Here is a 22,133-nt window from a genome sequence, read left to right as displayed (position 1 = left end):
GAGGCTAATTTTACTTAATATTTATTGCTTAGATTGTTCATTGCACAGGCCTAAAAGCAAGGAGCAACCACTTTAAACGTTATCGCTTCCTAATCTATTTTAACGTCTTCCTTGTTCTCGATAGCATTGATGCCGCTAGCTAACAGCTTACGCGCTTTGTCTCTCAGACTTCGAGCATCCGCTGGGAAAATATCAGGATATTTCCCCAGCGCCACCATATTCTCTTGGCAACTAAAGCGATAACGAAACCGCCAATCTTTTGTGCTGTTAGGGTAAACCAGTAAAACCATGCCTTCGCCGTCAGTCAGCTTCCAGGCTTTTGCTTCAGGCTTAGCCGAACGAACTTTCACTTAGGACCATGATAAGTATCCTTTTAAGAGGTAGGAGTCGATACAAACATATCGAAAGGGAATTTACCTGCACATATATCAACATCACTAAGTTGATGTGGATCGTATCAGGTGAACATGGGGTAAGTGATAAAGTGCGACAGAGCTTAAGCAAAGCGGAATTTTTTACACAAAAAAAGCCGCCCTTAAGCGACTTTAATTTGCATATTTGGTGCCGAAGGCCGGAATCGAACCGGCACGCCTCGCGGCGGTTGATTTTGAATCAACTGCGTCTACCGATTTCGCCACTTCGGCACTGAAGGGTATGCGGAAAACGTTGAGGATTATACCGTTACCCCCTGTTTCCGCAACCCTTATCCGCAGGCAGTGGTGCAACTGCTGAAAAAAACGTCTTTTAGACCCTCATGGACACTGCATCACATCCTTGCCAGAAATTCCTTACCTAACCTCGCCCGCACAAAAGCAATCGCTTCGGCTCTCAGGCGCCACTGGCATTACAAAAGCCTTAACTCGAAACAGGCTTCACATCCGTCACCAGCGTCGGCAGATCCCAGGTGCCGCCCGCATGGATATAACGACACATGCCGGTCCCGCCGTCATAGCTTTTGCGGAAAGCCTTGCCGTCCCATACCCAGCTTTCCTGGCTCATGCAGTCGCCGATGCCCCGGCCTTTCTGCACACTGGTGATTTCGCCCTTGTCGTAATCCGATCCGGAAATCGTCACCAGCTCAGGCTTGCCTTTCAGCTGATTATCAATCACCCAATAGCCATAGCCTTCGTTATACGCGGCCCGCCAGCAGAGCGCCGAAAGCAAAGCGTGGGTGTCATCCAGTGGCGTAAGCGTAAGTCCGTCGGTTTCCGGATCGCTGTTTTCTGCCGGTGAATAGAGGCTATCACAGGTATCATCGTCATTATGATTGACCGTTGAAAGCAGTCGGGTTTTCAGCGCATCGCTCTCTGAGGCAGTCAGCAAACGGGGTTCGCCGCTGAGGGTTTTTGCCGCCTGGATAACCGGTGCGGGCACAGCCTTAGCTACACTGCTTTCCGGCTTATTGCCCTTTTTGGTGAGCGCGTCTGGCGTGCCGATACGGCCCTGCACGTCGTCCGCTTTCAGCAGCACGGCATAAGCGCCTTCGCCAGAAAGCTGGAATGGCTTTGTGCCGCCCTTAAATTCGACTTTCCCGCTGCCTTTGACGGCGTTGATTACCGCAGAGGTCTGACTGGCCGACATGCGCCAGTTGTCATCAGCCGCCACCAGCTCGCCAGCTGATTTCCCGTCAATCCACAGTGTCAGCTTTTCCGCCGGTTCGCTGTCATCTTCGGTGTCACCCAGCGTTACTTCTCCCACTGTCTCCGTTCCAGGTCCAGCGGCTCGGGTGAGTAGGATGGAGCCGGACGGATCCTCTTCTTTGGCATAACCCGCAATGCGGCAGGTCAGCGTGTTATCACAGACAACTTCCCAGTCTTTGTGCTCAAGCGTTTTTCCGCTCTGGGCGGCCTGAGCCGACAGGGAGAGCATCGCCAGCACGAAAAGCATCGGTTTACAGTTCACTTTATTCCCTTATGTTTTACTTCTGATATCAGCACAGATATCACTCTTACACCACGAGTGAGAGGAAACCAACGGCCATTATTTATTGCCGCCAGGCTTTAACGAAAGGCTAAGCCACGTTCCTGGGCAATCCGGCTATCGGGCAACCTTCTCTTTTCTGTTACGCGCTTCAACCAGCGCGTTGTGCAGCTGACCGACAGAGAGATCGCGGACAACAGGCGCAGGAATGCCGCGCAGACGTCTGCAAAGATAAACAATGCCAAAAAAGTCGATGCCTTCACTATGAAAAAGATATTCGTTTTCTTTCAGGGAAAACGCCTTACGGAAACCCTCTTCTTCTGCAGAAAAGCTCACGCCAAAAACTTTTTCCGCTTCCTCCAGCAATTCAATACCATCATCGCCGGTAATACCCAGATCCTGTTCAAGCCAGCTGTTTTCATCGATTGCTTCACGTCTGCATCCTGAAAACTCTCGAATAAAAGCGATAACGTCAGCTAATGGGGGTTTCATATCTTTGCTCCTGCTAAAGCGCTCCGCGCCTTGCTGTCATATCACAGTCGTCCTAAGGTCATTTCCTGCACCTCGGCCGCTGGATTGGCCTCTTTCACGGCGGCAAGAAAACCGGCAAAATCCCGATTGAAAAGGGTATAGTTATTCAGGATTCTGAACTCCCTTTCGGTTTTATAAGCCCCGGTAACGTAACGAACCAGCCATACTCTGCGACTGCTGACTTCAGTTCCGGTGACTTTTATCCTGATAATATTTTCCAGCGGAACTTTGCAAAGCGTTTCGCCTTCACGCTGCTGATACAGGAAGCCGCTGTCATAGTAATAATCTTCCGTATTCATGCCCAATTTTTTTAATATCGGCGTATTAGCCGATATCTTTTTCATCTCGCTTAGAGAAGGGGAGAGCCCTTTTTTAAGGGGCAAAGGCTTGAAGCAATACCAGATGAGCAAAATGAAGAAAACTAACGACAGCAGTGAGAAAATAAAATAAACAAACTGATGCATTTAAATGACCCGACCTGTTCGGATAGCTCCTGATTATATCGAAGAAGATATGACGCCGTTATCCGTTTTTACTGCCCTGCCAGCTCATCTTTCAGTGCACTACGATCTGTCTGACGAGTGCCAGCGATAGATAGTGCCGAGCGCCAGCCCCACAACTGAGTTGCCTGAATAAATCCGGTTACGGCCCAACGTTTTAACCTGAGCATCCTCCCTCAACTTATCTCTTACGCTGATGTTGTCTTGATTGTCTTACAGCGCCTGTTCGCCCTTAAAAACTCCCAACTCCCTCCCCACCTTTACGGTTTACATTTACCTGCATTTGTTATGTGATCCTGTTACGTGAATTCCTCGAGCTGTCTCGCAAAACAGGATCCTGCATGCGCTTTTACCAGGCCGATCCCCGCCTTGAAAACTACTGGCGCGGCGTTATTCTTTTTGGCAAAAACGTCGCTTCCTATAAATTTGCTCTTGCCCATGCGCTATACGACCTGAAGCAACCGGATAACGATTTGATTACGCTGGAAGCGCTGGCTGTGCCTTTTGCGCGGCATTTATGCGCCCACCTGCGTCATGCGCCAAAGCAGATCACCAGCAAAAGCAGCGAGTTTCTGGAGGCGTGCAGGCAATTCAACGCAGGCGAAATCAACGAAGAACGGTTGATCGCTCTTACCGTTAAGCGCGGTTTCGCTAACGTCATTGATGCTTTTCATAATGTGAATCACGCCGAGATCGACAAACGCTTTTTCCTGGATGAACGGCGAAGTCATAAAGGCATCCGACTTACGGATAATTTTTATGAGCTGACGGAAAACGAACAGTTCGCCAGTCTGGTAGCGGAAACGGATGCAAGATGGCGGCTGGTTGAAGAAGCCTGGGCGATGAACGTTTCACGCAACCTGATTGCGGTTGATTATGACGATAATGACAAAATGCTTTTCAGCCGCCAGAGTGGTCGCCGCGTCGATATTACCAGCTGTCGCAGCAGCCTGAACGGCTACCAGAAAGGCCTGTGCTTTTACTGCTTCCGCGCCATTGGCGTGACGGGCGGCGAAGAGAACCTGGCGGATGTCGATCACTTTCTGCCGCTGATGCTCAGCGAGCAAATCGGCAACCTCAACGGCGTCTGGAATCTTGTGCTGGCCTGCCAGACCTGTAATCGTGGCGCTCAGGGTAAGTTTGCACGCATCCCCTCGATAGCGCTGCTGCAGCGACTGCATGATCGAAACGAATACTTTATTAACAGCCATCTGCCATTGCGGGAGACGTTACTCCGCCAGACCGGCGCAACGCCAGTGCTGCGACATAGCTTCCTGCAAAACAGCTGGGATACGGCAAAATGTGCCTTGCTCCACGAGTGGCAACCAGCGGCACAGGGAGGCAGCCAGTTTTGAGCAACGAAGATTATTACCGTCAGAACGCTCAACAGTTTTTTGCCGACACCGCAAGTGTAGATATGTCTGCGCTTTACCTGCCTTTTATCGACTGCCTGCCGCCGGGCGCTCGCATTCTTGATGCAGGCTGCGGTTCAGGTCGTGACGTCAAAGCCTTTAGTGAAATGGGTTTTGCCGTCGAAGCCTTTGATGCATCGGCGGAGCTGGTTGCGCTGGCTCGCCAGTTGTCCGATAAGCCTGTAGCGCAGATGCGCCTTCAGGATGTTGATGCGGTTGAAACATATGACGGGATCTGGTGCTGCGCATCGCTGCTGCATGTTTCTGAAGCTGAACTCCCTGACGTCATGACAAAACTAGCCCTGGCGCTGAAGCCTGGCGGCGTCTGGTATCTCTCTTTTAAGCATGGCCGCGGCGAACGGGAAAAGGATGGACGCAGATTTACGGATATGGATGAGGGTGGGTTACAGAAACTGATCGAGGGGATAAAAAGAGAGGCTGGCTTTGAGGGCGTAACGGCAAAAAGGTTCGCTTTTGAAACGGCAAAAATCTGGCAGACTGATGATGTACGTGCGGGACGCAGCAATGAGGTCTGGCTGAATGCGATTATCAGGAAAAGTTTAATCTGATAGCTGGCCTGTAAAACCCCTGACTCCCACTCCCCTCTAACCGCTCACCCAGCCCACACACGCAAAAGAGCCAACCTCGCGGTTGGCCCCTTCTTGTATCTTGCATTCTCAGCATCGGGTATCAGCCGTGCCCGTTTACAGTTCACTTGATTTCCTCAGGTTTTATTTCTGTCCGGCTAGCGCGGATATTTTGTGATTATATCGAAGAAAATATGTCACCGTTACCCGTGGAAACTTCAAGGAAAGTTTTTTACATAAAATCTTTAACAGCTTTCATTTTGGCGCGGCCCTGACCTTCAAAAGATTGCCATGACAGTTACAATATTTTAATGTTTACGCATCAGAGGGCACGGCTTCCGGGGAAAAGCAATAGACGCAAAAATGCTCGCCAGTTCAGTCTTATCGGGCGTGGTTTCAGTACCGATGGATTTTTATCTGGGACTGGAGCGAACCTTTCAGGATTTAAACCTTTCTGATGGCGGCAGAGGCATCCAGTCACGCAATATGCATGACGACGTCCGCGTTGGCCGGGCTGTCTATCAGGCCTTCAGGGACAGAAATAAGATAGCGAAAATCGTTAATATCATCATTGATGATTCGCTGCAGTACCTTCCCGAACCTGCACTGCGCAAGGTTTATGACAAGCTGATAGGCAACGCAACGTCAATGACCAGCCGGACGACTACGCAACTAACATTGTCTTCTTACCTGGGATCAAAGGTCGTCAGTGGTGTCATGCTGTCATTAATTTCCCGCTTAGCACTCAGGGGGCTGACCGGTGGCCTGACTGGCGGCGTCATCGCTCAGGGCGTAATTTCCCACGCCTGTGAAGCCTCCAGACGACTTCAGATGCAAAACCCTGAACTGTGGCGAAAACTGCGGATTAACGACTACGACATGCTCTATTTCATGTTCGAAGAACCCCTGCAGAACTTCATCAAAATGGGTGAAATGTTACGTAAAAACCCCTCAGCCTCCAGAGAATTTATTAATGCTATCGAAAATTATCAGACTTCTTCGTAAGCTCATCGCCGAAGTGTCCGGCGGTCTGGTATTAATGGCTATGGTAGTGGGCATATTTTTAGCAGCTACGCTGAATGAAGGTGCCATGCGCATCATTGCTCCGCTGCTCGTTCTTGTCGCGGGACTGGTTGTTTACGGTCTGACCTGGCTGATAGCTGAAAAGCCAGACCGCCGTTAACCCTGTGCTGACTAAAGCCCGGACAACCAGCGTGAGTCGTCATAATTTCAGACCAGATACCTGTCGAACACGCTGTCCTTGCCTCTGGCGGAATAGGTCAGACAGGACGTCAATATGGCGATTTTTGCAAGGAAGGATAATAAAAAATCTTTCATCCTCAATTTAATTACGGCATTAAATTCATCAACGCGCTTATTACTTCCGTGACGATAAAAGTAAAAAACAATGAAGACAGCTCGGCAAATATAATTTTAAAGATAGATATTAACCAAGCCCAGGCAGTCGATAATAAAATATGTCATAAGAAAAGCGGAAAATTTAATTTAAACCAGGACAAGTCATGATAAAACCAGCAAGGATATTAAATAATTTATCATAGGGGCGTCCTTATGACTGACTTCAGAAAATCACTTCACAGAATAATAACACCCACAACCACCTGAATATTTTATCACTTTTATTACTGAAGATTCCCAAAGCGCTATTTAATGAAGAAAGTCAGGAACGTTCAGCTCCTCAGCCTTTTTTAGAAAAACTGAATAAGCACATAACGAGGTTGAGATGGAACAAGCACAACGCAGTGCGTGGAGATGGGGACTGGCGGCATATCGCTCTCTTCTATCACCAGCATGCAGCCCGGCCTCAATCAGTGCGGGCCACTCGGGTAAAGCACGGATCTGCCAGCGCGATACCTTCAGTAAGCTTTCGCCAGCGATAGCGCTCAACGCCAGCATCAGAAGCGTCATGGTCAACCACAGTGTGGCGGCTGAAAAAGCTTTGGAATGATCGCCAGTCCGGTAAATGGCAGGCAGGCCAGAAACAGAATTGAGGCGACCGCGTGTAAAGACAGCCCCCCCTTTACACGCCGCAACCTTAATCGCTCACCTTCCCCACAAACGCAAAAGAGCCAACCTCGTGGTTGGCTCTTCCTGCATCTTGCATGCTCAGCATCGGGTATCAGCGATACCCATCAGCGCCTGTTGTTGTCAGGATGAGCGCCTCAATGTGAGTGATCATGCAACTTACTTTCAACCTTGTCCTTCACTTCGCTGGCTTTCTCGCTCACCTTCTCAGTCAGGCTCTCTTTGTGGTCACGGTTATGTGTACCTGGTGACTGTGTGCCTGCTGCTGCGGTCGCAGGTTTTACGCCTGCAGTTGTACCCGGCAGTTCCCGCTCCAGACCACCTCGTGCATGGTCAATATCCACTTCCTGACGACGCACCGTATCGTTAATGGTCTCGGTACGATCGCTACCGTCGGTACGGACTACCACTTCTTCTTTCACGTGGGTCGTTTTGTTAATCACCGGCTGCTCATGGGTCTCAGCGACCTCGACGGTTTTCTCTGACCAGTCCACTTCACCGGCCAGCGCGGGTTCATTCACCGAACGACGGAAGATGTCAGCGTGCTGCTCATGCAGCGAGATATCTTCAGATACGGTATCGGTCACGGTATAGCGGCGTACGCGGGTCGAACCTTCGCTCACCAGACGTTTACCCACTTCTACCTGCTCTTCGGCCAGACGCAGAATATCGGCTTCGCTCTCGTCACCGGTCAGTGAGGTGCGCAGCGGCTCAGCCGGACGGTCGTTAGTCTCACCGGCAAACTGCTTGCCTGCCGTCGTCGGGTTGATGCCCGGCGCGGTGGTGCCATTATCAACCGAGCTTTGCATACGTGACGGTACGTCCACCGAGTCATGAGAATGGAGAATCGTCATGGCGCGGGCCAGCTTCTCCTCCTCAGTACGGATGGTCAGCACGACGCCGCCCTTATCCATGGCTCTGGTGTAGACATCCGCCTCATCTTTATCGACGTCGTGCCCAAACAGACGCTGCCACAGGCTCGGATGGCGGACAGACTGCCCTTCCTGCTGCAAACGTTCTCCACTGATAAGACTGATGTCCCGATCAGAAAAGCCTGCTTTCACGAGATTTCTTTTCGCGGCCTCTGCCTGAATTGCAGAATCGAACAGTGTTACGATTTTTTCGTGTGCCATGATAGGTTCCTCTCTGTTAGCTGATTTGATCGTCATCTCTCTCAACATTCACCTGCTGCTTACGTCGGGTCACCACTTCCTGAAAAGGAACATTCTCCTGCACTTTTCGGATGTGGATCTCCTCTTTAAGCACCAGCTTTCTGACAATCTGGATTTCTTCCTCTACTACCGGGACAATCAGTACACCGTTCTCCTCCCTGATTTCGGGCATCGTTTCAACGGGCTGCCCTTTTGCTACATGCTCAACCTCAACCTTCTCCCGGTTAAGCAGTGTACTGATGACCTCGTCATGCTCAGTTGTGGAACGGGTAACGCGGACATGTCCATCCACAATCTTTTGCTTCGTCAGGGCTATTTGCTCTTCAGCGAGTTTAAGCGTGACGTCTGCATTTTTATTGTGCTCTGGCTGTCCAGCCATAATATCGCTCCCGTTAAATTAAATATCGTCCACAACTGCCTGACACAGTGATTAAGCATGAACACTCTGGCTGATTTCGCAAGCCGGAATAATAAAAAAAACCCTCCAGATGAATTTAATTACGGTACAGAAGACCGTGTTAAAAACCAGCACCCCGGCTTAATCAACCGCTACGCTAAAAATAAAAACAATATAAAATACATAAAGTTATAGAAAAATAATTTATCAGGTAAATATTATCTCACCAGACAAAATCGCTTATAAACCCACCGATAAGCAAAGCGGTAAATTTAATTTAAACCAGGACAATTCCTGATGAGCGCCACGAGGATATTAAATAATGTTTCAGCGGCCACATTAATTTCCGACACCCGATCATTACTTTACAGAATAATAAATCCCGCACTTATCCGGATATTTCATCGGCTCTATTACAGAAGATTCCCAAATCACTATTTATGAAAAAAATTCAGGAACTTTCTGCTCCTCCACCTTTCTTAGGAAAACTGAATAAGCACATACCGAGGTTGAGATGAAATTAGCACAACGCAGCGCGTGGGGATGGGGACTGGCGGCACTTCTGGTCGCAGGCAGTGCATCAGCGGCAAGCTGGCAGGATCAGCTGAGCAGTGCAGCGTCGCAACTCAGCCAGCAGAACAACGGCAGCACCAGCGGCACGACGCAGCAGAATGGCGGCCTGTCGCTCTCTTCTATTTCCAGCATGCTGGGCGGTGGCGACAAAGCGGTCAGCGCCAACAGTATGACCAACGCTGCGGGTGTGATGCAGTACTGTGTCGAACACAACGTGGTGAAAAATAATGTGCAGTCGGTGAAAGATCAGGTGCTGAGCAAGCTCGGTCTGAACACTACCACCGCGCAGGAGCAGAAAACCGATTACACCCAGGGCGTGGCAGGTCTGCTGAATACCGGTAACGGCCAGCAGCTCAATCTGCAAAGCCTGAGCAACTCGCCGATGGGTGAGAAGCTGAAAACCAAAGCCTGTGACGTGGTGCTGAAGCAGGGCAAAAACTTTATCTCCTGATCCCCTCTCTTCATCTCTCCCCTCTTTGCTCTGAGGGGAGCGTTAAACGCCCCTCTGCTGTAATGCCTGACATTCCCTTAACCTGGAGTTGAGCGCTATAGTATTGTTTTGGTTTCTACAGGACAGCACGCATGAAAGGCATCAACATCGCACTTTACTTCGACCCCGATCAGATTCAGGCCTGCGTTCACGAACAGGACGACAGCTATCTCAACAAAAAATTCGAGTATGACGATGGCGTGATTGAAGAGATCTACCAGTGGCTGGAGCAGTACGAACCCAAACGTACCCACATCTGCGTGATTGAAAACGAAACTGCCGAGCTGCTGGCCGATGAGCTGGTCGACAGCGGATTCCGCGTCCATCAGGTCACCATGCATCAGTTGCTGAGCTGGTTCGCTACCGAGCCGCCTTCCACGCCAGATGGCACGCCGATGCGCGCCATGCTGCGTTTCCTGGAAGATGAACATCCGCGTGAATATGAGTCGCGCACGCCGCAGACCGAAGCGCTGATGGAAATGTTCGACGAGCTGGATGCGCTGGAGATGGTCGATGACGCCGACGATGAAGACACGTTGCCAGGCGATCTGCTGCACGCCATGAAGAAGCACAAAATCACCGCCAGCGAAGCCGCCCAGCATCTGCTGCCGGACGTCAACGAACGTATCCGCGAGCATCTGATGCAGTACCCCGAACTGATGACGCCCGAAATCCTGCAGGACTTCTTCCCGGAGCTGCTTGAGGCGCTGGAGCGCCCGAAACACTAATCAGGGAGATCGGACATGCTGGAACTGATTAAAGCAGTGAGCCTGGGGCTGGTGGTGATTCTGCCGCTCGCCAATCCACTCACCACCGTGGCGCTGTTTTTAGGGCTGGCAGGTGAGATGAACTTCCAGGAGCGCAATCGACAGGCGCGCCAGGCTTCTATCTATGTTTTCGCCATCATGATGGTGGCGTGGTACGCGGGCAGTGCGGTGCTGAATACTTTCGGCATATCCATTCCTGGCCTGCGGATGGCGGGCGGCCTGATCGTCGCCTTTATTGGCTTCCGGATGCTGTTTCCGGCTAAGCCTGCGGGCCATTCGGTTGAGGCTAAGCAGAAACTGGATGAGCAGGAGGCAACCAAAGAACCGGTGAACATCGCCTTTGTGCCGCTGGCGATGCCGAGCACGGCCGGGCCGGGTACTATTGCGATGATCATCTCCTCTGCCTCAACGGTGAGGAGCGGCGTCGACTTTCCGGCCTGGGTCATCACCGTCGCGCCAGTGCTGATCTTCCTGCTGGTGAGTCTGATTCTGTGGATTTCACTGCGCAGTTCAGGGGCCATCATGAAGCTGGTGGGTAAAAGCGGGATTGAGGCGATATCGCGCCTGATGGGATTTTTACTGGTCTGTATGGGCGTGCAGTTTATCATTAACGGCGTGCTGGAAGTGGTGCGCACCTTTCACTAATCCGGGATTTCCCCTCTCCTGACGGGCAGAGGGGAAAACTCAGGACCGATTACTTCAGCGTTTTACGCACTTCAGCAACCTGATCTTTGCTCACCGCTGGCGCGGTGTTGCTCCAGCCCTGACGAATAAAGGTCGCCAGCTGCGCGACTTCGTCATCACTCAGACGCTGACCAAAGCCTGGCATCGCCAGCTTCGACGGGGCCTTAGCGGTGGAAGGCTGCTGTGCACCGGCCAGGATGGTGTGGATCAATCCGGTTGGATCGTTGGCATTGACGATCGTCGCCTGATCCAGCTCCGGGAAGATCCCCGGGGCGCCTTTGCCGGTCACGAAGTGACAGGCACCGCAGTTATCCAGATAAAGACGCTCACCTTCGCTGAGGTTCTTCGCGGCGGTTAGTTTGGCTTCAGTGGCCCGCTGCGCCTGCACGTTGTACGCCTGTAATGGTGGGTTACCGCCCAGGAACTTCAGGTAGGCCGCGATGGCTTTCAGATCGGCGTCGGTCATGTGTGAGCTGCTGTGCTCAATCACCGAGGTCATCTCACCACCTACTGCCGCTTTATCGTTACGGCCGGTCTGCAGGTAATCGACCACTTCCTGCTCGCTCCAGCGTGGCAGACCACGCAGCGACGGCACATCCCAGTTGTTCAGGCTGCCGCCTGCCAGGAATTTATCATCACCGCTGTCCAGCGCTTTCTCGTTCATGCCCAGACCGCGCGGCGTATGACAGCTGCCGCAGTGGCCCAGAGTCTCCACGATATAGGCACCGCGGTTAACTTCGGCTGACGCGCCCCCAATCGGCTGGAACGGCTTGTCAGACGCGAACGCCCAGTTCCAGAAGCGCATGCCCCAGCGCTGGCTGAACGGGAAACTCAGATCGGTTTCCGGCGGCTGTTCTGCACTCGGCTGCACGCCTTTCATGAAGTAGACGTAGAGCGCGTGGATATCGGCATCGCTGATTTTGGCGTAATCAGGGTAAGGCATCGCCGGATAGAGGTGGGAACCGTCCGGTAATACCCCTTTACGCACCGCGTCAGAGAACTGCTGCTCGCTGTAGTTGCCGATACCGTGCTGCTTATCGGGCGTGATGTTAGTGGAGAAGATGGTGCCGAGGTTCGACTCAATCGCCAGTCCACCTGAATAGGCAGGCTTGCCAGGCAGCGAGTGGCACGCCATACAGTCACCCAGCCGCGAGAGGTATTCGCCCTGCCTGATGAGTTGCGCTTCATCTTCGGCGTGAACCGGCAGCGCAAATCCGCTGGCTAACAGCACCGCGTTGGCAAAAATAAAAGACTTCAGTTTCAGCTTATTCATGCGCTTATGCCTGTACCAGTGGGCCGGGATTTTTCAGATACTGATCTTTGATCGCCTGTGCCGCCATCAGAGTGATCGCACCGATGGTATCGGTCGGGTTCGCCTGGAAGTTCTGCGGGAAAGCGTTGCCGCCCGCCACAAAGACGTTATGCACATCCCAGCTCTGCAGATACTTGTTCAGCGCCGAGGTTTTCGGGTTATCGCCCATTACGGCACCGCCCACGTTGTGGGTAGAGACATATTTGGTCAGGTCGAAATCCGCGCCCATTGGCAGGAAACTCATGCTCATGCTGTCAGGGTTCAGCTCTTTCGCGATATTGCCGACGATGCCTTTCAGGTGCTGCTGCAGCTTCAGCTCATTCTCTTTCCAGTTGAAGGTCATGCGCAGCAGTGGCAGGCCACGGTGATCGTTGTAGTTCGGATCGAGATCCAGATAGATATCGCGGTAAGACTGGCAAGTGGTAGTGATGCTGATCTTCATCGAATGACCGTACCACTCCTCCAGACCTTCCTTGTATCCCATGCCCCAGGTCGGCGTGCCTTTTGGCAGCGCGGTGCTGATCGGCGTACCGGTCGCCTGTGAGCTGTGGATCTTCGCGCCGCCGAGGAAACCGAGTGATGGGCCGTCGAAGTTGCCTGGCGAGATATCGTTAAACATCTGGCCGGTGGCGCCCGCCGTGGCGTACGGATTGAAGTTTTTATCTTTGAAGAACAACGTTGCGCCGCCGTTGGACAGAAATGCGTAGTTACGCCCTACCACGCCCTCTTCGGTAATCGGGTTGTAAGGCTTGCCGATGCCGGAGAGCAGCATCAGACGCACGTTGTAGAGCTGGAAGCTGCTCAGCACTACGATCTTCGCTGGCTGGAAGCATTCGTTGCCCTGTGCATCGATATAGATCACGCCTTTCGCGGTTTTCTTATCATCGTTCAGCACGACCTTGATCACTTCCGCGTTCACTTCATAGGAGAAGTTCGGCATGCGCTTCAGTGAATCCATTACGGCGGTCTGCGGCGACGCTTTGGAATAGTTCAGACAGGGATATTTACTGCAGTAGCCGCAGTAGTTGCACGGCGCAATCTGGTTGCCGTACGGGTTTTTCCACGCACGCGACACACAAGCCGACGGGTTCGGGAACGGATGGTAACCGAGTTTGGTCGCCACCTCTTTGAACATCACGTTGTTCAGTGTGTCATCCAGCGCAGGCAGCGGATAAGGCTCAGAACGCGGGCCTTCAAACGGATCGCCGCCTTCCAGGATTTTGCCGCGCAGGTTGCCAGTATTGCCCGACTGGCCGCAAATCAGTTCGAATTTGTAGTAGTAAGGTTCGATCTCTTCCCAGCTGAACGGGAAGTCCATTACCCGCATGTCATCCTGCAGAATGCCCGGCTTATAAGCCTCGTCGACATAGGTCTTCAGTTTGATATCGGTCGGCGTCGGGCGGATCAATACCGCCGTCCAGTGCAGGCCGGAACCCCCTACGCCGGTGCCCGGTGCAAATGCGCCCCATTTACGGGTGGGTAATGCCGTCTGGCTGCTGTTGTAGCGTACGGTGACCGCCACTTCGGCGGGCGTTGCAAACACTTTGTTGCGCACCGCATAAGCGTATTCATCTGCCGGTTTCGGGTAGGCGAATTCGTCATAATCACGATCGCCGCCGCGCTCCAGTGCGCGCACGTCCAGACCGGCCAGCGCCAGCTCGATGCTCATCAGCGAGCCTGCCCAGCCGAGGCCGCAGACCACGACGTCGACTTCTTTTTTAGTAACCTGTGCCATGATAATCCTGTTTCAAATACCTGATGTGGAAGCGCTTTATGCGCGTTCACCTTTGATGCTGACCGGACCCAACGGATAAGGAACGTTGTGCTGTTTCACCCACTCGGTGAAGCTGGCACGCGCGCCCGGGAATCCGATGGCGATCCAGGCTTTCATGCCTTTATTACCGCCGTACATCGGGTCGGCCAGGTAGCCATGCTTGGTATCTGAAAGCAGCTGGCTGAAGAAATGGGCAGGCTTAAGATCGGCTTCGCCCAGCGCGGCAAAGTCGATCTCGTTTTTGTTAACCTGGGTCAGCACCGCATCTTTCTCTTCCAGCGTCAGCGCATGAAACGCTTTCTGATGGGTGTTCTGCGACCACTCGTTAATCAGCCGGATGCCGGTCTGATACATCTTCTGTGGGCGGAACGGGATCTGGTAACCCATGGTCGCAGGGGCCTGCGTATTGAAAGGCCCCTGCATGTAGATTTCGCTGCCAAACGCTTCGCTGTGCAGCTGCTGATCGATAAAGATCGGCACGTTAGTTTCCAGCGCGCCTGGCGCTTTGCCTTTGCCGCCTGCCGGAATTAAACGGTCAGTGGCAGCCAGGATAAACTGCCACTCATAGGCACTAAAAAAGATCGGTTTGTAATCGGCTAACTCCGGTGCGGCCATCTCTGCCGCCTGTGCCGCAGTAATGCCTTTGAAGACCAGTTCACTTAATGGCAACGCCAGCAGTGAACCGAGCAAAAATTTACGCCTGGTGGTGGGTTTTTCTAACAGCATATCCGCACGACTCTCATCTGCTAAATACCCGCTTTATTTGTTATGAAGCTGAAAGGCTGAGTGCAGGCGGAAAACTCCCCGCAGAGATTAATGCACGCAGCACAGACGACGGCAGAACAGACAAGGGCAGGTAGAATTATGGTTCGGTGACTAACGGAACTTATCGGTTAATAACCTGGCAATCTTAGGGATATAGATATGTCTGAATGTAAAAATTGAATTTAAGATGTGTCTTAGTGAAAGTTTATCATGGTGTTGCGAAAGGGTTACGGAGAGGTAAAAGCTTTACAGCGCGTAAATCGGGGGTAAAACCGCATAAACATCGGGTATTTAGCCATTCTGACGCAGGAATGAAGGTTATTATTTTCACCCTGTCATCATCACGCCGAATAACCGATAAAAAAATATCATACTTCCATACAAGAGAATCATTCTCATTGTTAACACTATAGTGACTTTGATAGTCATACAATCAGACTATGCGCAATTTGTGATCGGCTGAGTAAAACCGGCTTTATTCCGCTCCTTGTAAAATGATCATGAAATAATTACTGAGCGTCATTATCTTATTTTGTCTCTTTGCCTGAATCTCTACGCTAATAATTGTGCAAAGCTCATAACAAACCGGCATTTTGAGATTATCCGGCGCCCGATAGAGTAGAGCTATCAACGACTCAGGATAACTCTCGATGCGCAAAACGCGACTCTCACTCTCTTTATTCACTGCTCTGGCACTGGTTCACCTGGCACACGCCGCTACGCCAGCCGACACGCTGGTTGTCGCCGTGCCACTCGATGGCATCATCAGTTTCGATCCGGCGGAAAGTTTTGAAACGGTCAGCACTAGCAGCCTGCGCAATATCTACCAGACACTGCTGGAGCCGGATCATCAGAATCCTCAGCAACTCTCGCCGCTGGCCGCCACGCGCTGGCAGGCCGGAAAAACGCCCCACAGCCTGGTGTTTGACCTCAACCCGCAGGCCCGTTTCGCCAGCGGTAACCCGCTGACCGCGCAGGATGTGGTCTTCTCCTTAACCCGTGCGGTAAAACTCAATAAAGCACCCTCTTTTATTCTGGGCGAGTTTGGCTGGACGCCGGAAAATATCGAGCAGCAGTTCAGGGTGATCAACGACCATCAGCTTGAGCTGCGCTGGCCCGCTGAAATCGGCAGCGATCTGGCGCTGCGCCTGCTGACCGCACCGGTCGCCTCCATCGTCGATAGCAAACTGGCGCAGGAGCACGCCAGCAGCAACGATTACGGCAATGCCTGGCTGAAGATTCACTCCGCCGGCGGTGCGGCTTATGCCATCAAACAGTTTGTGCCGCTCCAGGCGCTGGTGCTGGAGGCCAATCCCCACAGCAGCCAGAAGCCGCATCTGAAGCGCGTATTACTCAAGGGCGTGGCCGATCCCGGCAGCCGCCGTCTGCTGATCCAGCAGGGGGATGTGGATGTCGCCTATCAGCTCGGCCCGGATCAGATTGCCGCACTGAAAAATGTGGCGAATGTGCGTGTCGACGCCTTCCCGTCCAGCCTGGTTTATTACATCGGCTTTAACACCCAAAGCCCGCAGCAGCCGGCGCTGGGGAATCCGGCGCTGTGGCAGGCGGCTCGCTGGCTGGTCGACTATGACAGCCTGGCGAACCAGCTGCTGAAAGGTCAGTACCGCATCCATCAGAGCTTCCTGCCAGATGGCTTCGATGGCGCACTGAAGACTACGCCGTTCCATTACGATCTGAAAAAAGCACAGGAGATTCTGCAAAAAGGCGGCATCAAACCGGGTACCCATATCGCGCTGACGGTGGTGAATCAGCCGCCTTATATCGACGTGGCGCAGGCGCTGCAGGCGAGCTTCGCTAAAGCAGATGTACAGCTCGATATCCAGCCGGTAGCAGAATCAGAGCTGTGGAGCAAAATGCGCAGCCGTAACTTCCAGGCGATATTCTCCTACTGGGGTGCGGACTACATCGATCCCAACACCAACGCCAGTACCTTTGCCTCCAATGTTCCGGGCGGCGGCAAGACCCTGGCGTGGCGCGTCGGCTGGTCCATTCCGGAACTCAGCGCCCAGACCCGCGCCGCCGCTGGTGAAAGCGACGCCGTGAAACGCCGCAACCTCTACACCGGGCTGCAAACCCGCGTCCAGCAGGATTCGCCGTTTGTCGTGCTGTTACAGGGTGCGACCCAGGTGGCAGTGCGTAGCAACCTTAGCCATCTGCAGCAGGGCATTGGTGTCACCCTGCTGAATTTTGAAGAGGTGCAGAAATAACTCTGGTTCAGGCCGCTGCTTCCTGGGCAGCGGCCGCGTTTTTCACGAATTGTTCTCCTCCTGTGCCGCTCCGGCTTGCTATCCTTCAGGCATAACCTTCAGCCTGAGAGTGGAAAATCATGACTTCCCCGCTACTGATTGCTCGTACGCCAGACGTCGAACTTCATCTGTTACCGCAAATGGCTAACCGCCACGGCCTCATCACTGGCGCGACCGGCACCGGTAAAACCGTCACGCTGCAGAAGCTGGCAGAATCGTTCTCCGACATTGGCGTGCCGGTCTTTATGGCCGACGTTAAAGGTGATTTGACCGGCGTGGCGATGGCGGGCCAGTCCAGCGAAAAGCTGCAGGAGAGACTGGCGAAAATCGGCGTCACCGACTGGCAGCCCCAGAGTAATCCGGTGGTGCTGTGGGATATCTTTGGCGAGCAAGGCCATCCGGTGCGCGCCACCGTCTCCGATCTCGGGCCGCTCCTGCTGGCGCGACTGCTGAACCTGAATGAGGTGCAGAGCGGGGTGCTGCAGATTATTTTTCGCATCGCCGATGATCAGGGTTTGTTGCTGCTGGACTTCAAAGATCTGCGCGCCATGACCCGGTACATCGGTGACAACGCCAAAAGCTTCCAGACCCACTACGGCAACATCAACAGCGCCTCGGTCGGCGCGATCCAGCGCGGCTTACTGACGCTGGAGCAACAGGGTGCGGAAAATTTCTTTGGTGAACCGATGCTGGATATCGCCGACTGGATGCGCGTCGACAGCAACGGCAAAGGTGTGATCAACATCCTCTCCGCCGGGAAGCTCTACCAGATGCCCAAACTCTACGCCACCAGCCTGCTGTGGCTACTGTCGGAACTTTACGAACATCTGCCGGAAGCAGGCGATCTCGATCAGCCAAAGCTGGTCTTCTTCTTTGATGAGGCGCACCTGCTGTTTACCGACGCACCCGCGGTGCTGCTGGAAAAAATCGAACAGGTGATGCGGCTGATCCGTTCTAAAGGCGTCGGCGTCTGGTTCGTCACCCAGAACCCGGCAGATATTCCGGATAGAGTGCTGGGCCAGCTCGGCAACCGCGTCCAGCATGCCCTGCGCGCCTTCACCCCCAAAGATCAGAAAGCGGTGAAAACGGCCGCCGATACCCTGCGCGCCAACCCGGCATTTGACAGCGTCGAGGCGATTCAGGCGCTGGGCACCGGCGAAGCGCTGATCTCCTTCCTGGATGCCAAAGGCAGCCCGTCGGTAGTGGAACGCGCCATGGTGATTGCACCGGGCTCGCGCATGGGTCCGGTCACCGGCGATGAACGTAACGGTCTGATCAACCATTCCCCGCTGTATGGTAAATATGACACCGAAGTCGATCGCGAATCGGCGTTTGAGACGTTGCAAAAAGGCTTCCAGGCCGCCAGCGATGAGACCAGTGCGCCAACGGCTAAAGGCGACGATGTCGCGGTCGACAATGGCATCCTCGGCGGGCTGAAAGAGATTTTGTTTGGCCGCACCGGGCCGCGCGGCGGCAAGCACGACGGTGTGGTGCAGACCATGGCCAAAAGCGCCACCCGTCAGATTACGAATCAAATCATCCGTGGGATACTCGGCAGCCTGCTGGGTGGCCGTCGCCGATGAGCCCGGCTCTCTGCTAAGATCAGGTTATGGATAAACAACACGAACTCAAACGGACCAAACGTCTGGCGCTGCTGCTGTTGCTGCTCGCCGCCGCGACTTTCATCGTCACCCTTTTCCTGCCGCCCGGCTTCTGGGTCAGCGGCGTAAAAGCGATTGCGGAGGCCGCGATGGTCGGCGCACTCGCGGACTGGTTCGCGGTGGTGGCGCTGTTCCGGCGCGTGCCGGTGCCCTTTATCTCGCGCCATACCGCCATCATTCCGCGCAACAAAGATCGTATCGGTGAAAACCTCGGTCGCTTTGTGCAGGAGAAGTTTCTTGATACCGATTCCCTGCTGAATCTGATTCGCCGTCACGATCCCTCAAACCTGCTGGCGCAATGGCTGAATGCGCCGGGCAACTCGGACCGCATCGGCCACCATCTGTTGCAGGTGATGCGTGGCTTCCTCGATCTCACCGATGATGCGCGAATCCAGACCTTTATGCGCCGCGCCGTGCATCGTGCCATCGACAAGGTCGATCTCAGCCAGACCAGCGCCCTGCTGCTGGAGAGCCTGACGAAAAACAACCGTCATCAGGCGCTGCTGGATGCGGCAATCGAACAGCTGCTGAAGCTGCTGCATAAGCCCAGTACACGCGAGTTTATTGCCCTGCAACTGGTGCGCTGGCTGAAACGCGAGCATCCGATCAAAGCCAAAATGTTGCCGACCGAGTGGCTGGGCGAACACAGCGCCGAGCTGGTGTCGAACGCGGTCGATTCACTGCTGGATGATGTGGCGCTGGATCAGGGCCATGAGCTGCGCCTCGGCTTTAACCGGGCGGTCGATAAGCTGATCGTTAAATTGCAGAACGACCCGGAAATGGCCGAACGCGCCGAAGAGATCAAAGGCTGGCTGAAAGAGGATGCCTCATTCAACCGCTACATCGGCGAGCTGTGGAATGACATGCGCAACTGGCTCAAGGCGGATCTCAGCAGTGATGATTCACGGGTGCAGGAGAAGGTGCGTGGTGCAGCCTTGTGGCTGGGCGAAACCCTGGCGGCCGATCCGGCGCTGCGTGACTCGATGAATCAGCATCTGGAACAGGCCGCACGCAGCGTTGCGCCAGAGTTCGCCAGCTTCCTGACGCGTCATATCAGCGACACGGTGAAAAGCTGGGATGCGCGCGACATGTCGCAGCAGATCGAACTTAATATCGGCAAAGACCTGCAGTTTATCCGCATCAACGGCACGCTGGTAGGCGGCACCATCGGGCTGATTCTCTATCTGCTGTCGCAGCTGCCCCAGTTAATCCCGCTGCTGAGCCGCTAACCGCCTGGTTTAGTCTGATGCAGGTGGATAGAGGCCAAACCGGGTGACAATAGCGCTCACGAAGCTGCGAATTTTCACCGTCTGGCGACGGCCCGCCGGGATCAGCACATGCATGGGACGTGCTGGCCCGGCATAATCGGGCAGCACCTGGACCAGCCGTCCCTGTCTGATCTCTTCAGCCAGAATGGTGGCCGGTCCCAGAGTAATGCCATAGCCTTCCAGCGCCGCATGAAGGAGCGCTTTCCAGTCATTCGATCGCATTCTCCCCTGCGGATGTACTTCTTCGACCTTACCCGCCCGGGTAAACACCCAGCGGCAGGGTTTTGAAGGTGACCAGATGCCATAAACGAGACAGGCGTGGTTCTCCAGATCTGCTGGCGTGGCTGGAACGCCGCGCCGCGCCAGATAGGCGGGCGACGCGCAGGCTATCAGCTCATAGGGCTGCAATGGATGGGCGATGATCGAACTGTCCGCCAGCGCACCAATCCGGATCACCACCTCATAACCCTCTTCAAATGGATCAACCAGCCGATCGCTGAGTTCAAGATCGACCTGCGTTTCAGGAAACCGATCAAGATAGCGGGTCACAAACGGCGCCAGGCTGAAAGAACCAAAGGTCACCGGGGCGCTGACCTTCAGCGTACCGGACGGCCGCTGCTGCATATCCAGCGCGATCGCATCCGCTTCCTGCACTTCTGCCAGCACGATTTTGCAGCGTTCGTAATAGTTGCGGCCCACATCCGTCAGGCTTTGTCGTCGCGTGGTGCGATGCAGAAGTAGCGTGCCGAGATGCCTCTCCAGCGCGGCGATATGCTTCGCCACCATTTGCGGTGAGATGAGCAGTTGTCCGGCGGCGGCGGCAAACGAACCTGATTCCGCGACGGTAACAAATACGTTCATGCTGGTAAGGCGATCCATTATTCCCTCCTGTTGGTTGTTTATATTGCGTCCGTTTGTCGATTTATTCACCTCCTGTTTTTAATTAAGGTCAGGACGTGAAAACTCATTGAGGAACAACCCATGAAAATAGGCATTATTGGCGCAGGCTTTGTTGGCCGGGCGATTGCAAAACTGGCAATTAAAGCGGGACATGAGGCGATGCTCAGCAACTCGCGCGATCCACGAACGCTGTTCAGTCTGAAACCGATGATTGGTTGCGAAACCGGTACCACCATCGAGGCTGCAAATTTCGGCGAAGTGGTCGTGATCGCTGTGCCGCTCACGGCAACTGAGCAACTGCCGGCAGCGGAGTTACGGGGAAAAATCGTGCTTGATGCGGTCAATTACTATCCCGACCGCGATGGCGACATCGAAGAGCTACTCAGTGGCGGCATCAGTACCAGTGAACGGCTTGCCGGCCTGCTTCCTGACAGCCGCATCACCAAGGCATTTAATGCCATCCGCATGACCGATCTGGAAACCCAGGGCCTGCCACCGGGCGATGCGAATCGTCAGGCGCTACCTCTGGCGGGAGATGACAGCGAAGGAAAGGCCATCGTCACGTCACTTTATGATGCCTTTGGGTTTGATGCGGTGGATGCGGGCGCGTTAGCGGAAGGCTGGCGTTTCGAGCGTGCGACGCCTGCCTATTGCGTGGCACTCAATAAAGAACAACTCATCAGGACACTCCAGGAGACCATCCGGCGTTAAGCATAAAAAGCCGGTGGGAATAGAGAAAAGCCGCTGAAACCGTCATTCGCAGACGGCTAATAAACGTATGCTCCCTGAGCTGGCGCGGTTAGCCAACTAAAAAGGCCGCTTTCGCGTAATGCCGATCAGTTAAGACAGAAATGATCGGTTGAACGATCCAGTGGCTGTGTGAAAATCCGTAAAGAGGCATTATCCGCGGGCGGTAAAAAAGAAACCGCAGTGTTACCCGCTGCGGCGTTCTTAAAAGCTTAACTGACAAGCATTAAGCCTCACCAGCAGGTTTTTTTGTGGTCTGCGCCAGGTGATAAACGGTGGCTCAGTTAAGACAGAAATGATCGGTTGAACGATCCAGTGGCTGTGTGAAAATCCGTAAAGAGGCATTATCCGCGGGCGGTA

At 53.7% G+C, this 22,133-nt stretch carries 21 protein-coding genes, 1 tRNA gene and 1 pseudogene; 12 read left to right on the top strand and 11 right to left on the bottom strand.

The features are described from left to right. Positions 1-92: 92 nt before the first annotated feature. From AC2LB6_RS13910 to AC2LB6_RS13890, 5 genes and pseudogenes are all read right to left on the bottom strand, one after another. Positions 93-350, bottom strand: a pseudogene (locus tag AC2LB6_RS13910) (Arm DNA-binding domain-containing protein); the annotation flags it as partial. 209 nt (positions 351-559) lie between these two features. Continuing rightward, positions 560-644: transfer RNA gene (locus AC2LB6_RS13905), tRNA-Leu, on the bottom strand. Positions 645-855: 211 nt separating this feature from the next. Further along, a complete protein-coding gene (locus tag AC2LB6_RS13900) occupies positions 856-1,887 on the bottom strand; it encodes a DUF1176 domain-containing protein (protein ID WP_490094008.1) in 1,032 nt (343 codons plus the stop codon). 150 nt (positions 1,888-2,037) lie between these two features. Beyond that, positions 2,038-2,412 (bottom strand): hypothetical protein, encoded by a 375-nt coding sequence (locus AC2LB6_RS13895; protein WP_490093958.1) that lies wholly within the window; start codon positions 2,410-2,412, stop codon positions 2,038-2,040. A gap of 41 nt (positions 2,413-2,453) precedes the next feature. Beyond that, entirely contained in the window at positions 2,454-2,915 is a 462-nt protein-coding gene (locus AC2LB6_RS13890; protein ID WP_490093957.1) for a hypothetical protein, read from the bottom strand. Between the two features lie 377 nt (positions 2,916-3,292). Between AC2LB6_RS13890 and AC2LB6_RS13885 the strand changes: the two genes are divergently transcribed. The 5 genes from AC2LB6_RS13885 to AC2LB6_RS13865 all read left to right on the top strand — a co-directional run bounded on the left by AC2LB6_RS13885 (position 3,293) and on the right by AC2LB6_RS13865 (position 6,919). Further along, positions 3,293-4,306 carry an HNH endonuclease family protein gene (locus AC2LB6_RS13885; protein WP_490093956.1) on the top strand — a complete coding sequence of 338 codons (1,014 nt, stop codon included), beginning with the start codon at positions 3,293-3,295 and terminating at the stop codon, positions 4,304-4,306. Further along, the gene (locus tag AC2LB6_RS13880) at positions 4,303-4,932 is read left to right on the top strand and encodes a class I SAM-dependent methyltransferase (protein ID WP_490093955.1); all 630 of its coding nucleotides are present in this window, start codon (positions 4,303-4,305) and stop codon (positions 4,930-4,932) included. The genes AC2LB6_RS13885 and AC2LB6_RS13880 overlap by 4 nt, the downstream gene beginning before the upstream one ends. 381 nt (positions 4,933-5,313) lie before the next feature. Further along, positions 5,314-5,955: a hypothetical protein gene (locus AC2LB6_RS13875; protein WP_490093954.1), complete on the top strand. Its 642-nt coding sequence runs from the start codon at positions 5,314-5,316 to the stop codon at positions 5,953-5,955. Continuing rightward, complete coding sequence (locus AC2LB6_RS13870; protein ID WP_490093953.1) at positions 5,924-6,133, top strand: hypothetical protein; 210 nt, start codon at positions 5,924-5,926, stop codon at positions 6,131-6,133. Before AC2LB6_RS13875 ends, AC2LB6_RS13870 begins: the two co-directional genes overlap by 32 nt. 561 nt (positions 6,134-6,694) lie before the next feature. Beyond that, entirely contained in the window at positions 6,695-6,919 is a 225-nt protein-coding gene (locus tag AC2LB6_RS13865; RefSeq protein WP_490093952.1) for a hypothetical protein, read from the top strand. A 214-nt stretch (positions 6,920-7,133) separates the two neighbouring features. On the opposite strand, the gene AC2LB6_RS13860 is transcribed toward AC2LB6_RS13865, so the two are convergent. Together AC2LB6_RS13860 and AC2LB6_RS13855 are read right to left on the bottom strand one after the other, a co-directional pair. After that, the gene (locus tag AC2LB6_RS13860) at positions 7,134-8,129 is read right to left on the bottom strand and encodes a YsnF/AvaK domain-containing protein (RefSeq protein ID WP_490093951.1); all 996 of its coding nucleotides are present in this window, start codon (positions 8,127-8,129) and stop codon (positions 7,134-7,136) included. 16 nt (positions 8,130-8,145) lie between these two features. Continuing rightward, a complete protein-coding gene (locus AC2LB6_RS13855; RefSeq protein WP_490093950.1) occupies positions 8,146-8,547 on the bottom strand; it encodes a YsnF/AvaK domain-containing protein in 402 nt (133 codons plus the stop codon). 532 nt (positions 8,548-9,079) lie between these two features. On the opposite strand from AC2LB6_RS13855, the gene AC2LB6_RS13850 reads away from it, so the two are divergent. The 3 genes from AC2LB6_RS13850 (at position 9,080) to AC2LB6_RS13840 (ending at position 11,040) form a co-directional block, all read left to right on the top strand. Next, entirely contained in the window at positions 9,080-9,589 is a 510-nt protein-coding gene (locus AC2LB6_RS13850; RefSeq protein WP_490093949.1) for a YjjA family protein, read from the top strand. Positions 9,590-9,720: 131 nt separating this feature from the next. After that, positions 9,721-10,356: a hypothetical protein gene (locus AC2LB6_RS13845; RefSeq protein ID WP_490093948.1), complete on the top strand. Its 636-nt coding sequence runs from the start codon at positions 9,721-9,723 to the stop codon at positions 10,354-10,356. 15 nt (positions 10,357-10,371) lie between these two features. Beyond that, the gene (locus AC2LB6_RS13840) at positions 10,372-11,040 is read left to right on the top strand and encodes a MarC family NAAT transporter (protein WP_490093947.1); all 669 of its coding nucleotides are present in this window, start codon (positions 10,372-10,374) and stop codon (positions 11,038-11,040) included. 49 nt (positions 11,041-11,089) lie between these two features. Here AC2LB6_RS13840 and AC2LB6_RS13835 read toward each other — a convergent pair whose 3' ends face one another. From AC2LB6_RS13835 to AC2LB6_RS13825, 3 genes are read right to left on the bottom strand one after another with little or no spacing between them, the layout of a single operon-like run. Continuing rightward, the gene (locus AC2LB6_RS13835) at positions 11,090-12,352 is read right to left on the bottom strand and encodes a c-type cytochrome (protein WP_490093946.1); all 1,263 of its coding nucleotides are present in this window, start codon (positions 12,350-12,352) and stop codon (positions 11,090-11,092) included. A 4-nt stretch (positions 12,353-12,356) separates the two neighbouring features. Next, positions 12,357-14,126 carry a GMC family oxidoreductase gene (locus AC2LB6_RS13830; protein WP_490093945.1) on the bottom strand — a complete coding sequence of 590 codons (1,770 nt, stop codon included), beginning with the start codon at positions 14,124-14,126 and terminating at the stop codon, positions 12,357-12,359. A gap of 36 nt (positions 14,127-14,162) precedes the next feature. Beyond that, the gene (locus AC2LB6_RS13825) at positions 14,163-14,891 is read right to left on the bottom strand and encodes a gluconate 2-dehydrogenase subunit 3 family protein (protein WP_490093944.1); all 729 of its coding nucleotides are present in this window, start codon (positions 14,889-14,891) and stop codon (positions 14,163-14,165) included. A gap of 689 nt (positions 14,892-15,580) precedes the next feature. Between AC2LB6_RS13825 and AC2LB6_RS13820 the strand changes: the two genes are divergently transcribed. The 3 genes from AC2LB6_RS13820 (at position 15,581) to AC2LB6_RS13810 (ending at position 20,087) form a co-directional block, all read left to right on the top strand. Further along, the gene (locus AC2LB6_RS13820) at positions 15,581-17,158 is read left to right on the top strand and encodes an ABC transporter substrate-binding protein (RefSeq protein ID WP_490093943.1); all 1,578 of its coding nucleotides are present in this window, start codon (positions 15,581-15,583) and stop codon (positions 17,156-17,158) included. A 119-nt stretch (positions 17,159-17,277) separates the two neighbouring features. Continuing rightward, the gene (locus AC2LB6_RS13815; protein WP_490093942.1) at positions 17,278-18,780 is read left to right on the top strand and encodes a helicase HerA-like C-terminal domain-containing protein; all 1,503 of its coding nucleotides are present in this window, start codon (positions 17,278-17,280) and stop codon (positions 18,778-18,780) included. Positions 18,781-18,806: 26 nt separating this feature from the next. Beyond that, on the top strand, positions 18,807-20,087 hold the full coding sequence (locus AC2LB6_RS13810; RefSeq protein ID WP_490093941.1) for a DUF445 domain-containing protein: 1,281 nt from the start codon (positions 18,807-18,809) through the stop codon (positions 20,085-20,087). Positions 20,088-20,096: 9 nt separating this feature from the next. Here the strand turns inward: AC2LB6_RS13810 and AC2LB6_RS13805 are convergent, their stop codons facing one another. Next, positions 20,097-21,005 (bottom strand): LysR family transcriptional regulator, encoded by a 909-nt coding sequence (locus tag AC2LB6_RS13805; protein WP_490093940.1) that lies wholly within the window; start codon positions 21,003-21,005, stop codon positions 20,097-20,099. A 102-nt stretch (positions 21,006-21,107) separates the two neighbouring features. Here AC2LB6_RS13805 and AC2LB6_RS13800 point away from each other — a divergent pair, with 102 nt between their 5' ends. Further along, a complete protein-coding gene (locus tag AC2LB6_RS13800; RefSeq protein WP_490093939.1) occupies positions 21,108-21,737 on the top strand; it encodes an NADPH-dependent F420 reductase in 630 nt (209 codons plus the stop codon). Positions 21,738-22,133 lie beyond the last annotated feature (396 nt).

The organism is Pantoea sp. RCC30.1, assembly GCF_058148845.1.
This window is presented reverse-complemented; position numbering and strand designations above follow the sequence as displayed.

Excerpts from the sequence above, each read along its gene's own strand:
- AC2LB6_RS13885 (WP_490093956.1), top strand. The coding sequence starts at position 3,293 with ATGCGCTTTTACCAGGCCGATCCCCGCCTTGAAAACTACTGGCGCGGC.
- AC2LB6_RS13875 (WP_490093954.1), top strand. The coding sequence starts at position 5,314 with ATGCTCGCCAGTTCAGTCTTATCGGGCGTGGTTTCAGTACCGATGGAT.
- AC2LB6_RS13825 (WP_490093944.1), bottom strand. The coding sequence starts at position 14,891 with ATGCTGTTAGAAAAACCCACCACCAGGCGTAAATTTTTGCTCGGTTCA.
- AC2LB6_RS13800 (WP_490093939.1), top strand. The coding sequence starts at position 21,108 with ATGAAAATAGGCATTATTGGCGCAGGCTTTGTTGGCCGGGCGATTGCA.
- AC2LB6_RS13890 (WP_490093957.1), bottom strand. The coding sequence starts at position 2,915 with ATGCATCAGTTTGTTTATTTTATTTTCTCACTGCTGTCGTTAGTTTTC.
- AC2LB6_RS13830 (WP_490093945.1), bottom strand. The coding sequence starts at position 14,126 with ATGGCACAGGTTACTAAAAAAGAAGTCGACGTCGTGGTCTGCGGCCTC.
- AC2LB6_RS13865 (WP_490093952.1), top strand. The coding sequence starts at position 6,695 with ATGGAACAAGCACAACGCAGTGCGTGGAGATGGGGACTGGCGGCATAT.
- AC2LB6_RS13900 (WP_490094008.1), bottom strand. The coding sequence starts at position 1,887 with ATGCTTTTCGTGCTGGCGATGCTCTCCCTGTCGGCTCAGGCCGCCCAG.
- AC2LB6_RS13810 (WP_490093941.1), top strand. The coding sequence starts at position 18,807 with ATGGATAAACAACACGAACTCAAACGGACCAAACGTCTGGCGCTGCTG.
- AC2LB6_RS13860 (WP_490093951.1), bottom strand. The coding sequence starts at position 8,129 with ATGGCACACGAAAAAATCGTAACACTGTTCGATTCTGCAATTCAGGCA.
- AC2LB6_RS13845 (WP_490093948.1), top strand. The coding sequence starts at position 9,721 with ATGAAAGGCATCAACATCGCACTTTACTTCGACCCCGATCAGATTCAG.
- AC2LB6_RS13850 (WP_490093949.1), top strand. The coding sequence starts at position 9,080 with ATGAAATTAGCACAACGCAGCGCGTGGGGATGGGGACTGGCGGCACTT.
- AC2LB6_RS13840 (WP_490093947.1), top strand. The coding sequence starts at position 10,372 with ATGCTGGAACTGATTAAAGCAGTGAGCCTGGGGCTGGTGGTGATTCTG.
- AC2LB6_RS13895 (WP_490093958.1), bottom strand. The coding sequence starts at position 2,412 with ATGAAACCCCCATTAGCTGACGTTATCGCTTTTATTCGAGAGTTTTCA.
- AC2LB6_RS13870 (WP_490093953.1), top strand. The coding sequence starts at position 5,924 with ATGCTATCGAAAATTATCAGACTTCTTCGTAAGCTCATCGCCGAAGTG.
- AC2LB6_RS13820 (WP_490093943.1), top strand. The coding sequence starts at position 15,581 with ATGCGCAAAACGCGACTCTCACTCTCTTTATTCACTGCTCTGGCACTG.
- AC2LB6_RS13815 (WP_490093942.1), top strand. The coding sequence starts at position 17,278 with ATGACTTCCCCGCTACTGATTGCTCGTACGCCAGACGTCGAACTTCAT.
- AC2LB6_RS13835 (WP_490093946.1), bottom strand. The coding sequence starts at position 12,352 with ATGAATAAGCTGAAACTGAAGTCTTTTATTTTTGCCAACGCGGTGCTG.
- AC2LB6_RS13805 (WP_490093940.1), bottom strand. The coding sequence starts at position 21,005 with ATGGATCGCCTTACCAGCATGAACGTATTTGTTACCGTCGCGGAATCA.
- AC2LB6_RS13855 (WP_490093950.1), bottom strand. The coding sequence starts at position 8,547 with ATGGCTGGACAGCCAGAGCACAATAAAAATGCAGACGTCACGCTTAAA.